The organism is Bacillus thuringiensis (assembly GCF_001455345.1).
GTDB lineage: Bacteria > Bacillota > Bacilli > Bacillales > Bacillaceae_G > Bacillus_A > Bacillus_A thuringiensis_N.
In genome coordinates, this window is record NZ_CP013274.1 from 2230111 (window position 1) to 2243653 (window position 13543).

The following is a 13543-nucleotide window of genomic DNA, read 5'->3' on the forward strand; positions in this document are numbered from 1 at the left end:
ATAATAAAGGGGTAGTAAAGAATGCCTAACAGTCAAAAGATTCGTCATTCGTTATCATCTGCGCAGTCTGGTATGTGGTTTGCGCAACAATTAGATCCGCTTAATCCGATATATAATACTGGGGAATATGTAGAAATAAACGGAAATATTCATCAAGACATTTTTGAATTAGCTGTACGTAAAGTTGTAATGGAAGCAGAGGCACTTCACGTTCGCTTCGAAGAGGATGATATTGGCCCATGGCAAGTTGTTGAAGAATCACAGTTTCATATGCATTTTATTGACGTTCGTAAAGAAGAAAACCCTGAAGAAGCTGCTAAAGTATGGATGAAAAATGATTTATCTATACCAGTCAATTTGAAAAAAGATACATTATTTACTGAAGCACTTATTCAAGTTGAAAATAATCGTTTCTTTTGGTATCAGCGCATCCATCACATTGTGATGGATGGCTATGGATTTTCACTTCTTAGCCAAAAGGTAGCGAATGAGTATACATCACTTATAGAAGAAACAAATAAGAATGAAAAGCCATTTGGTTCTCTTGCAAAAGTTGTGCAAGAAAATATTGAGTATCGTGAGTCTAAAAAATTTCAGGAAGATCGTACTTTTTGGTTAGAAAAATTTGCGGATGAACCAGAAGTTGTAAGCTTGGCAGAGCGAGCACCGAGAACATCAAATGGATTTTCACGAGAAACAGCTTATTTATCTAGTTCTAGCACGAAAACTTTATTAGAAGATATCAATATTTCGTTAACAAGTTGGCCGGAATTCATTGTCGCTGTAACAAGTATTTATATGCATAAGTTAACAGGTGCAAATGATATTGTTTTAGGTTTACCGATGATGGGACGTCTAGGTTCGGTATCTATTCATACACCAAGTATGGTAATGAATTTAGTGCCACTTCGTATTACAGTAACTCCAAATATAACTCTTGCGGAATTATTGCAGCAAGTTTCTAAAGAAATCCGAGATGTACGTCGCCATTATAAATACCGTCATGAGGAATTAAGAAGAGACTTAAAGTTACTAGGTGAAAATCAAAGGTTGTTTGGACCGTTAGTGAATGTTATGCCTTTTGATTACGGGCTAAATTTTGCTGGAAATCGTGGTATTACGCATAATTTATCAGCAGGACCTGTCGATGATTTATCAATAAATGTATATAAACGTTTTGATCAAAATGAGCTAATGATTCATTTTGATGCAAATCCTGAAGTATATAATGGCGCGGAGCTAGCATTGCATAAAGAAAGATTTATGAGTCTATTTGAATTAGTAGTAAATAATTATGAGAAAAACGAGTCGATTGGAAAAATAAACATTACTCTGCCTGAAGAAAATCATAAAGTTTTATTGGAATGGAATGAAACGAAGGAAGACGATGAGTTAATCAGTCTGCCTATATCATTTGAAAAACAAGTGCAAAAAAATCCCAATAAACTAGCCATTACTTGTGACGGTGTAAACCTTACGTATAAAGAGCTAAATGAACGAGCGAATGAACTAGCACATTATTTAGTAGAAGAAGGAATACGACCAAACCAGTTTGTAGCTTTAGTATTCCCTAGATCAATAGAAATGGTAGTTAGTATGCTAGCAGTCTTAAAGGCTGGTGCAGCGTATTTACCAATAGATCCAGAATACCCAGCAGAAAGAATTAATTATATAGTAAATGATGCAAAACCAGTTTGTATCATAACACATTCATCTGTTTCATCTAAGTTAGTTATAGAAAATGATATGAAAAAAATTGTATTAGATGAAGAAGAAACGAAACTAGCGTTACATACATATTCTCGTATGAATATAGCATGTAAGAATGATGTATCACTTTTAAACCCAGCCTATACAATATATACTTCAGGCTCAACAGGAAACCCAAAAGGTGTAATTGTTCCTATGAGAGGTTTAAGTAACTTTTTAATGGCTATGCAACAAAAGTTTTCGTTAAATGAACATGATCATTTATTAGCAGTTACAACGTTTGCGTTTGATATTTCTGCTCTAGAAATTTATTTACCTCTTATTAGTGGTGCAAGTTTAACAATTGCGCAAAAAGAAGACATACAAGAGCCTTCTGTATTAACGACACTTTTACAAGAAGAAAGAGTGACCATTATGCAGGCTACACCGACGCTTTGGCAGGCGTTAGTAACTGATTATCCAGAAAAGCTACAAGGGATAAACATACTAGTTGGTGGTGAAGCTCTTCCAGCGCATTTAGCAAATAAATTAAAAGAATTAGGTTGCTCAATAACTAATTTATATGGACCAACTGAAACGACGATTTGGTCTACTTTCATGAACATTGATGAAGGTGAAAAGGGTATACCTCCTATTGGAAAGCCAATTTGCAATACAGAAGTGTATGTATTGGATGCAGGGTTACAACCAGTTCCACCTGGAGTTATTGGGGAATTATATATTGCAGGGGAAGGACTTGCAAGCGGATATTTAGGAAAACCTGAGTTAACAGCTGAACGGTTTGTTGCAAATCCTTATGGAAAACCAGGACAACGCATGTACCGTACAGGCGATCTAGTAAAATGGCGCAAAGATGGTGTTTTAGAGTACATGAGCCGCGCAGATCATCAAATTAAAATTCGTGGTTTCCGAATTGAATTAGCTGAAATTGAAATGGTAATACAACGACATGAAAATGTTAAGCAAGCCGTGGTTATAGTACGAGAAGACCACCCAAATGATAAACGAATCATTGCGTATATCGTTGCCGAAGAGAAGGGAACGATTCATCTTGCAGAAATTCGTTCTTACGTATCGGAAAGTTTAGCGAATTATATGTTGCCATCAGCATTTGTATTGCTAGAAGAATTACCATTAACGCCAAATGGTAAGGTTGACAGAAAGAAATTACCTGCTCCTGATTTTAATGGAATGAACAATGAGAGAGTTGCTAGAAATCCGAAAGAAGAAATATTATGTGATTTATTTGCAGAAGTACTTGGTGTTTCTCGAATTAGCATTGATGATAATTTCTTTGAAATGGGTGGACATTCACTTCTCGCATCTCGTTTAATGGCAAGAATTCGTGAAACGTTAAGTGTGGAATTAGGAATCGGGAAACTATTTGAATCACCGACTGTTGCCGAACTGGCGAAACAATTAAACCATGCAAATAGTGCAAGACCAGCTATTCAGAAAGCAAGTAGGCCAAATGAAGTTCCACTTTCATTTGCACAGCGCAGGTTATGGTTCTTAAATTGTTTAGAAGGTCCAAGTCCTACTTATAATATTCCGCTAGTCATTCGTATGAATGGAATATTGAATCGGGAAGCATTACAAGGTGCTTTTTATGATGTAGTTGAAAAACATGAAACACTTAGAACAATTTTCCCTAACGTATTAGGTAGTTCCTATCAGAAAATTTTAGATATGGAAAACTTAAATCTAGAAATGGTTATAACTAATACATGTAAAGATGAATTAGAAAGTGTACTTTCAGAGGCGGTAAGATATAGCTTTAACCTCGATTTTGAGCCGGCAGTTCGTTTGCAACTTTTTACAGTGAGTGAAAACGAACATGTATTGCTAATTCTATTGCACCATATTGTAGGGGATGGCTGGTCATTACAGCCTTTAACGAGAGATTTTACAGCGGCGTATAAAGCACGATGTCAAGGTGACAGAGTTCAGCTGGAGACACTTCCAGTTCAATACGCAGATTATGCACTTTGGCAACAGCAATTGTTAGGGGGTGAAACTACGCAAGAAAGTCTCATTTCAACACAATTAGATTTTTGGAAGAAAGAGTTAAAGGGATTACCAGATCAATTGGAGTTGCCTACAGATTATCAGCGTCCAATGGAAACGAGTTACAGAGGAGAAACCATTCATTTTCATATAGATGCAGGTATGCATAGTAGGTTAGTAGAGCTCGCACGGAAAAATGGAGTTAGTTTGTTTATGGTATTGCAAGCAGGGCTTAGTGCACTATTTACAAGATTAGGTGCAGGCACTGATATACCAATTGGAAGTCCGATTGCTGGAAGAAATGATGATGTACTTTCAGATATTGTTGGTTTATTTGTAAATACATTAGTGTTACGTACAAATACGTCAGGAGATCCAAGTTTTAAAGAATTATTAAATAGAGTGAAGCAGGTAAATCTTGCAGCTTATGAAAATCAAGATGTTCCATTTGAACGACTCGTTGAAGTTTTAAACCCAGTGCGTACTCGAAATAGTCATCCGCTATTTCAAGTTATGTTAGCTTTCCAAAATACGCCAGAAGCAATCTTTGATGTCCCGGATATAGAAGCGAGCCTTGAAATTCAAAGCGTTGGCTCTGCGAAGTTTGATCTAACATTTGAAATTAGTGAAAGTAACGGAGTTGATGGTACTCCAAATGGCTTACAGGGCTTATTAGAGTTTAGTACAGATTTATATAAACGTGAAACGGTTCAAAAATTAGTTGAACGATACATTCTGTTATTAGATGATGCAGCGAAACATCCGGATCAATCAATTGGTAGATTAGAAATATTAACTTTAGCAGAGCGAAATACAGTGTTAGAAAAGTGGAATGGTGGTTTTCAAATTACATCTGAAATGACGTTATCGCAATTATTTGAACAGCAGGCTCATTTAAGTCCAAATTCTATTGCGGTTGTCTTTGAAGATGAAAAGTTAAATTATGAAGAGCTGAATAAAAAAGCAAATAAAATAGCTCGATTGCTAATAGCAAAAGGAATTGGTCCTGATCAACTCGTTGCTTTAGCAATGCCAAGATCATTAAACATGGTTGTAAGCTTATTAGCTGTTCTTAAAGCTGGTGCTGGATACCTTCCGTTAGATCCAGATTACCCAGCAGACCGTATTTCATTTATGCTACACGATGCGAAACCAACATGTGTTTTAACGAATTCAGAAGTGGAAATTGAATGTGATGAGGCACTAAAAGTTTTAGTTGATGATGTAAAAGTAATAGCAGAAGTTGAGAAATATAGTGAAGAAAATATTGATGAAGTGGAACGCATTAAGCCATTATCTCCATCACATATTGCTTACGTTATTTATACGTCAGGCTCAACGGGTAGACCGAAAGGAGTTATGATACCTCATCAAAATGTAGTAAGACTTTTAGGAGCAACTGATCATTGGTTCCAGTTTGACGGAAACGATGTTTGGACGATGTTCCATTCATACGCTTTTGATTTCTCGGTTTGGGAAATTTGGGGACCTTTATTATACGGAGGGCGTTTAGTTGTAGTGCCACATACTGTAAGTCGCTCACCGAAAGAATTTTTACAGCTTCTTGTTAAAGAAAAGGTTACGGTTTTAAACCAAACTCCATCAGCGTTCTATCAATTGATGCAAGCGGATCGTGAAAATGAAGAGATTGACCAAAAATTATCTTTACGATATGTTGTTTTTGGAGGAGAAGCACTTGAGCTAAGTCGCTTAGAAGATTGGTATAGTCGACATCCTCATAACGCACCAAAGCTTATTAATATGTACGGTATTACGGAGACGACAGTACATGTTAGTTATATTGAATTAGATGAAACTATCGTTTCTTTACGGGCAAATAGTTTAATTGGGTGCAGTATACCTGACCTTAAAGTGTATGTGTTAGACAACTATTTACAACCAGTGCCACCTGGAGTAGTTGGAGAAATGTATGTTGCAGGTGCAGGGCTTGCGCGTGGATATTTAGGAAGAGCAGGATTAACGGCTGAACGCTTTATCGCAGATCCATTTGGAAAGCCAGGTACAAGAATGTATCGTACAGGAGACTTAGCTCGCTGGCGTAAAGATGGGACGCTAGATTATATAGGACGTGCAGATCATCAAATAAAAATTCGTGGATTCCGAATTGAATTAGGAGAAATAGAAGCAGTCATAATGAAGCACCCTAAAGTTGAGCAAGTAGCCGTTATTGTACGGGAAGATCAACCAGGGGATAAACGGTTAGTTTCTTATATCGTTGCATCAAATAATGAAGCGATTGATACGAATGAAATGCGTCAGTTTGCTAGTGGTAGTTTACCAGATTATATGGTTCCATACGCTTTTGTAGTAGTAAATGAGTTACCTTTAACTCCAAACGGTAAATTAGATAGAAAGGCATTGCCAGCTCCAGAATTTATCGCATCATCTTCTAGTCGTGGTCCAAGAACACCGCAAGAAGAAATGTTATGTGACTTGTTTACAGAAGTGCTAAGTGTACCTCAAATTGGAATTGATGACGGATTCTTTGATCTTGGCGGCCATTCACTCCTTGCAGTGCAGCTTATGAGCCGCATGAAAGAGGCGCTTGGAGTGGAACTAAACATTGGTACTTTATTTGCAGCACCGACTGTTGCAGGGTTAGCTGAAAGACTTGAGATGGGGAATGGTCAAAGTGCACTTGATGTGTTGCTTCCATTACGAGCAAGCGGGGATCAATTACCACTATTTTGTGTACATCCAGCAGGTGGATTAAGTTGGTGCTATGCAGGACTTATGAAATCTTTAGGAACAGATTATCCAATCTATGGTGTACAAGCACGTGGTATTGCTAAAAATGAAGAACTTCCAAAAAGTTTAGAGGAGATGGCGGCGGATTACTTGAAACACGTTCGTGAAGTACAGCCTCATGGACCATATCGTTTATTAGGTTGGTCGCTTGGGGGAAATGTTGTGCATGCAATGGCGGCGCAATTACAAAATGAAGGGGAAGAAGTAGAATTACTCGTTATGCTTGACTCTTATCCTGGACACTTCTTACCGAATACGGAAGCGCCTACTGAAGAGGAAGCGTTAATCGCATTACTTGCTTTAGGCGGATATGACCCAGATAACATGGATGGTAAACCACTTACAATGGAAAGTGCAGTTGAAATCCTTCGTAAAGATGGAAGTGCATTAGCAAGTCTTGAAGAAGAGACGATTTTGAATTTGAAAGAAACATATGTAAATTCAGTAGGGTTATTAGGGAAATATGTACCGAAAGTGTATAACGGTGATATCTTATTCTTTAGATCTACTGTTATACCAGACTGGTTTGATCCTATCTCTCCAAATACGTGGTTAAATTATTTAGACGGACAAATTGTGCAACACGATATTGATTGTAGACATAAAGATTTATGTCAACCAGATCCACTTACAGAAATTGGACAAGTATTAGCAAAATATTTGCAGAATAAGAAAGGAGTAAGTACAGTATGACGAATCCGTTTGAAAATGATAATTACACATATAAAGTATTAAAAAATGAGGAGGGCCAGTATTCTCTCTGGCCTATCTTTCTTGATGTACCTATTGGTTGGAGTGTCGTATATGAAGAAGCTAGTAGAAACGATTGTTTACAATATGTTGAGAATAACTGGAAAGATTTGAATCCAAAAAGTAATCAAGCTGGCGAAAAAATAGTAGTAGGAAAACGATAATGAAAGAAAAAATAAATCCAAAAGTAGTGGTAAGTATCGTATATATAACAGCGATGTTTATGGCTGCGATGGACGCAACGATTGTGAATGTAGCACTACAAACGATAAGTAAAGAACTACAAGTACCTCCATCTGCAATGGGGACGGTTAATGTTGGGTATTTAGTTAGTTTAGCTGTATTCCTTCCGATTTCTGGTTGGTTAGGAGATCGTTTTGGGACGAAAAGAGTATTTTTAATTGCTCTTTTCGTATTTACAATCGCTTCTGCTTTATGCGGAATGGCTAACGATATTACTTCATTGAATATTTTCCGTATCATTCAAGGTGCTGGTGGAGGGCTTTTAACACCGGTCGGAATGGCGATGTTATTTCGAACATTTTCACCAGAGGAAAGACCGAAGATTTCTCGGTTCATTGTACTTCCAATTGCTGTAGCACCAGCAATTGGTCCTATCATCGGTGGTTTCTTTGTAGATCAAATGTCTTGGCGTTGGGCATTTTATATTAATCTACCGTTTGGAATCGTTGCATTGCTCTTTGGACTTCTATTTTTAGTAGAGCATGTTGAAAAATCAGCTGGTCGCTTTGATTCTCTCGGTTTTGTTCTTTCAGCACCAGGATTTGCGATGCTAATCTATGCGCTCAGTCAAGGACCATCAAAAGGGTGGATTTCTCCAAAAATTATGAGTACTGGGATAGCTGGGGGTGTATTCATTACATTGTTTATAATCGTAGAACTGAAAGTAAAGCAACCGATGTTAGATTTACGCTTATTAAAAGAACCAGCCTTTAGAAAAATGAGTCTTATTTCATTGTTTTCTTCAGCTGGTTTACTAGGAATGTTATTTGTTTTTCCGCTTATGTATCAAAATGTAATAGGAGTATCCGCACTGGAATCAGGTCTTACTACATTCCCAGAGGCGATTGGATTAATGATATCGTCACAGATTGTGCCATGGTCATATAAGAAATTAGGAGCGCGTAAGGTAATTTCTATAGGGTTAATTTGTACGGCGATTATCTTTGTTTTATTAAGTTTTGTAAATCATGATACGAACCCATGGCAAATACGGGCATTATTGTTTGGCATAGGTATTTTCTTAGGCCAGTCAGTTGGAGCAGTTCAATTTTCTGCATTTAACAATATAACGCCATCTTCTATGGGGAGAGCAACTACTATATTTAATGTGCAAAATCGATTAGGTTCAGCGATAGGAGTTGCTGTTTTAGCTAGTATACTAGCTGGTTTTGGAAATAATAGTGCACAACATAATGCTCATTCAGATTTCTTGCCATATCAAGCCGCGTTAATTGGATCAGCAATATTTTTACTCGTAGCATTACTATTTTCTTTACGTATTTCTGATAAAGAGGTAATGGCAAAAAAGAAGAAAAAACCGTTACCTGTATTACAAAAAGAGAAAGAAATTGTAAATGAATAAGTTTGATAATAATCTTTTGAAATAAAATGATATTGGTATTTAGAAGGAGAGAGTTTACATGATAGAAAGTAAAGTTGTAGATTCTATACCAACTTTGAATGAGAATGATTGTCAAATATGGTGGGGAAGAATTTCAGATTTACAATCATGGCATTACAATTTACTAAATGATGTTGAACGAGAGAAAGCAAATTCATATCATCATTCGGCAGATCGTGCCCGTTTTATAATAGGTTGTGTAATTAGTAGATTAGTTCTAGGTAAAATACTTTCTATGTCACCAGTTCAAGTGCCAATTGATAGACTGTGCCCAGTATGTAAGTTACAACATGGTAGACCACAATTACCAGAAGGCATGCCTCAAATATCTGTTTCACATTCGGGTGAGTGGGTTGTTGTTGCCTTTACAACATCTGCACCTGTAGGCGTTGATGTTGAACAAATGAATCCAAATGTAGATGTTATGAAAATGGCAGAAGGCGTATTAACAGACATTGAAAAAGCGCAAGTTATGAAATTACCTAATGAACAGAAAATACAAGGTTTTTTAACATATTGGACTAGAAAAGAAGCAGTGCTAAAAGCGACAGGTAAAGGACTAATAATTTTACCAGTGGATATTATTATATCAGCTCCAAATGAACCTCCAAACTTGTTGGTTTTTAAGAATAGACAAGAGTTAGTAGAACATACAGTGATGAGAGATTTAAGGCCAAGTGTAGATTATATGGCTTCAATTGCAATATTTAGTAAAGAAGTCACCGAAATAACACAGTTGGACGCAGTAGCGCTTTTAAATTATAAATAAGTTTAATAAAATATTTTATAGAAGAGGTGTTCCTCATGCTAGTAGCGGAAAATAGAACAAATGAATTTACTTATAATGTACAAGCAATTAAAAATATTTTATTTTCTGGAGATACATCATCTATTCATGCTTTAGAAAAGCTTTTGGATGATACAGTTCAGTTTGATGTTCTAGAACAAGAGGTGCTTGATAGACAGTACATCCCGAAAGAAGCAAAGAATTTCTTTGATAGAAACGGAACATTTCTTTACCGTGTATCCCATGTTAGTTATAAAGGGAAAGTGTTATCTGAAAACCTAATTTTTGCTGACACTTCGTTTTTACCAAATACAATTAAGAGTGAATTAGAGAGTGGAAACATTCCAGTTGAAAAACTTATCGAAAAGATGGAAGTAAGAAGAAACGTATTATACGAAGGGTATCAGCCTTCTGGAAATATTATTGAATTATTTGATGGATGCTCTGTTGCAGCGAATGTGTATCCAACAAGAAAATATCAAATTGTAAGTAACTGCAAATGCATATTTTATATTTGCGAGGTGTATCATGCAGAGAATATAAAGGAATTACTAAATTAAAACAAGAAACCAGCCTACAAAATGGCTGGTTTCTTGTTTATTTCACAGCTTCTTTTAACTCTTTACCTGCTTTAAATGCAGGAACTTTACCAGCAGCGATTTGAATTTCTTCGCCAGTTTGTGGATTACGTCCTGTACGAGCAGATCTTTCACGAACTTCAAAAGTTCCAAAGCCAATTAATTGAACTTTATCACCAGATTGTAATGCAGTAGCAATTGTGTCAAATACAGATTGTACAGCTGCAGAAGCATCCTTTTGAGAAATATCAGCTGATTGTGCGACATTTTTAATTAATTCTGTTTTGTTCATGTTTTCACCTCATAAAAAATTTTTTTGGAATGAATGATTTAGTATAATAGATAGTAAAGATAAAGCTATTTATATTGTTAGAAAGAATGCTATATAGTTATGTTAATTTCGTTGCAAGAAACTGAATCCCTGCTAATAATTAGGGATTAATTAAGAATTGATGCATAGAAAACGCTGTAATATGAGGATGAGGGGGAGTATACGGATGATTTTTCGTGAAAAGGATGAGAAAGAAAGTATATTAATTCGTCAACATGATCATGGTTTTTTAGCTGGAGAGATTGCAAAGCATATAAAAGAAGATTTTTTTGAAGATGATACATATTTAAAAGAGACAATTGATGCAATATATGAGCATGATAGAGGATGGATAGAACTTGATAAAGTACCAATTTTGAATGATGCTAAAAATATCCCATATACATTTATGGATTGTCCAAGTTCATTACGCTTCGTCTTTTATACGATTGGTTTGAATGAAATTGAAGATTCCAATCTATACGGAGCATTACTTTGTAGTAAGCATTTTTTATCATTTCCATTAAATGAGGAAGATGAAGAGATGATGTCATTTTATGCAGGGGAATTGGAACGACAAAAAAGAATATTGACAACGCTAACAAAAGAACAATTTGTGATGTTCGATAAACATTATAGATTATTAAAGTTTTGCGATGAACTATCTTTATATGTCTGTATGAATAAACCAGGTGTAGAAAAGAAAGATGAAATTGATTTGTTTAAAGATGGTTTTGAAGGAACAGAAATGTTTAATAGTAAAGAGGAGAAACCTATTCAAGCTGAATGGATAGATGAGGAAACAATTCGGATTACACCGTTTCCATTTCAAACGGAATTTCATACGTATGTAAAATATAAAACGATAAATAAGCATGAAATGAAAGAAAAAGGGATTGCAAAGGTTGATAGAGAATCGGAAACGAAGAAACAAATTATTCGTTTCATACAATAGGGAGGTAATATAAATTGAAAGATTATATATTAAAGCAGTTTGATTACCATTCTTGGGCTAATACTAGATTATTCGATCGATTAAAAGAGTTACCAAACTATGAGACAATTTTTAATGAGCAGATACAGAGTGTATTCCCATCCATTAAGGATACGTTTGTGCATATTTATATTACAGATCAAGTGTGGTTACACATATTGCATGGTAAAAGTATGAATGAAGCAATACAAGACCGAGAAGATTTACGAAAACAAATTGAAACTAAATCGTTACATGAATTAGAAAAAATGTTTGAAAACATGGCAAATCAATATAAAGACTTTTTAATTACAATACAAGATGTGAATGCTGTATTTGTTATTGAGAACCCATATGCAGAGGCATTAGAAACTTCAATTTTAGAGTTAGTACAACATGTCGTAAATCATGGTACATATCATAGAGGAAATATAACAGCGATGATCCGTCAACTTGGTCATTCGTCGACAATGATGGATTTTGTACTGTATTTACATATGGTTAAAAAGCAGGGAGAGTAATATAGTTTGTAAGAAGGAGAGGCTTTAATTATAGAAGTCTCTCCTTCAATTTTATTCCGCATTCATGGTAGATCGACTGATTAAAGTTTTCTTAAGAAGCTTTATTTTCTTGTAATTGCTTAGCGTATTGTACAGCCTTAAATGCATTGACTCTACCATTTTTCCAGTACGTACCTGTACCACTAATTTTATCAGAAGTTGACTCAATAATTTGGCGGATTTGTGTATTGCTATATCCTTGATTTGCTAAAAGAGCAGCGACTCCTGCAACATGAGGTGTTGCCATAGATGTACCACTTAATGATTGATACGTACTTCCTTTATATGTTGAATATATATTTGAACCTGGTGCTGCAACATCTACCCAGCTACCATAAGTAGAGAATGAAGATTTTCTATCTGATTGATCTGTAGAAGCAACTGCAATTACTTCGCTGTAATAAGCAGGGTAATTAGCTTTTGTATTTCCAGCATTTCCAGCAGCTGCAACTATAACAGAGCCTTTATTCCATGCATATTGAACGGCTTGTTGTAATGCAGTACCACCATTTGGAGCTCCTAAACTTAAACTAATTACTTTTGCACCCGAATCAGCAGCTTCTCGAATACCTTGCGCTACAGCATCAAGAGTACCACTTCCTTGATTATCTAATACGCGGACAGCATAAATTGAAGTTTGTGGGGCAACACCAGCAATTCCGACACTGTTATTCGTAAGTGCTCCAGTAATTCCAGCGCAATGTGTACCATGACCATTACCATCATCAGATGTATTGTCGTTATCAACATAATCATGCCCGTAAATTACTTTCGAAGCCAAATCAGGATGTGAACCTTGAACTCCTGTATCAATAATAGCTACTTTTACACCAGGATCACTTCGTTGGCTATCCCAAGCTTGTGGAGCTTGAATCTTTTGTAATCCATATTGATTTTTAAAATATGGATCGTTTGGAGTCCAAAAGGCGTGAACGTAATAATTCGGTTCTGCATATTCTACATCTGGATTATTTTTATAACTCTTTATTTTTTCTTTTACAGTACCTTTTGAAAATTGTACGACTTCAAAACCTAACGTATCATCTTTAGATAAGACATTAGCTCCGACAGATTTATGAAAAGATTGCACATTACTTAAAGATGCATTTTGCTTGAACTTAACGATTAATTGGTTAGGAACGTAATCAGTAGATGATGTTTCAGCGCTTGAAGTATTTGTGTTAAAGAAGAAACCACCAATGATAAATGATAAAACAGATAGGAAAACAATGATTTTGTTTTTCAAAAGATTTTTCCTCCCTTTTCTTGGATGAGTTTTTCAGAGACACTTTAATGTCGCATTCCTTTTCAACTATATAGTTAGACCATACGATTTATGACATTTATGTGAAAAACTTTTGGAGGAATAAAAAGGAGTAAACATTGATATAAATATATTTTTAATAATAGTAATTAAGTAAAAGAGGGGATGAAAAAAGGAATGCTCATCATGT

9 protein-coding genes are annotated in these 13543 nt (G+C 35.6%); 7 read left to right on the top strand and 2 right to left on the bottom strand.

Annotated features, from left to right (window positions below):
• Positions 1–21 precede the first annotated feature (21 nt).
• Genes ATN06_RS11685 through ATN06_RS11705 form a run of 5 tightly spaced genes read left to right on the top strand, consistent with a single transcriptional unit; the run spans position 22 to position 10228 of the window.
• Positions 22–7179, top strand: a complete 7158-nt coding sequence (locus ATN06_RS11685; RefSeq protein WP_060630770.1) for an amino acid adenylation domain-containing protein — start codon at positions 22–24, stop codon at positions 7177–7179.
• On the top strand, positions 7176–7400 hold the full coding sequence (locus ATN06_RS11690) for an MbtH family protein (protein WP_060630771.1): 225 nt from the start codon (positions 7176–7178) through the stop codon (positions 7398–7400). Before ATN06_RS11685 ends, ATN06_RS11690 begins: the two co-directional genes overlap by 4 nt.
• Positions 7400–8842, top strand: a complete 1443-nt coding sequence (locus ATN06_RS11695) for an MDR family MFS transporter (protein ID WP_060630772.1) — start codon at positions 7400–7402, stop codon at positions 8840–8842. Before ATN06_RS11690 ends, ATN06_RS11695 begins: the two co-directional genes overlap by 1 nt.
• A 58-nt stretch (positions 8843–8900) precedes the next feature.
• Positions 8901–9650, top strand: a complete 750-nt coding sequence (sfp, locus tag ATN06_RS11700) for a 4'-phosphopantetheinyl transferase Sfp (RefSeq protein WP_060630773.1) — start codon at positions 8901–8903, stop codon at positions 9648–9650.
• 35 nt (positions 9651–9685) lie between these two features.
• A complete protein-coding gene (locus ATN06_RS11705) occupies positions 9686–10228 on the top strand; it encodes a hypothetical protein (protein WP_060630774.1) in 543 nt (180 codons plus the stop codon).
• Positions 10229–10265: 37 nt separating this feature from the next.
• On the opposite strand, the gene ATN06_RS11710 is transcribed toward ATN06_RS11705, so the two are convergent.
• Positions 10266–10538, bottom strand: coding sequence for an HU family DNA-binding protein (locus ATN06_RS11710; protein ID WP_001043907.1), 273 nt, complete (start codon positions 10536–10538; stop codon positions 10266–10268).
• A 205-nt stretch (positions 10539–10743) separates the two neighbouring features.
• Between ATN06_RS11710 and ATN06_RS11715 the strand changes: the two genes are divergently transcribed.
• Together ATN06_RS11715 and ATN06_RS11720 are read left to right on the top strand one after the other, a co-directional pair.
• Positions 10744–11511, top strand: coding sequence for a DUF3891 family protein (locus ATN06_RS11715; RefSeq protein WP_060630775.1), 768 nt, complete (start codon positions 10744–10746; stop codon positions 11509–11511).
• A 14-nt stretch (positions 11512–11525) separates the two neighbouring features.
• Positions 11526–12050 carry a DinB family protein gene (locus ATN06_RS11720; RefSeq protein WP_060630776.1) on the top strand — a complete coding sequence of 175 codons (525 nt, stop codon included), beginning with the start codon at positions 11526–11528 and terminating at the stop codon, positions 12048–12050.
• A gap of 91 nt (positions 12051–12141) precedes the next feature.
• Here ATN06_RS11720 and ATN06_RS11725 read toward each other — a convergent pair whose 3' ends face one another.
• Positions 12142–13335, bottom strand: coding sequence for a S8 family peptidase (locus tag ATN06_RS11725; protein ID WP_060630777.1), 1194 nt, complete (start codon positions 13333–13335; stop codon positions 12142–12144).
• Positions 13336–13543 lie beyond the last annotated feature (208 nt).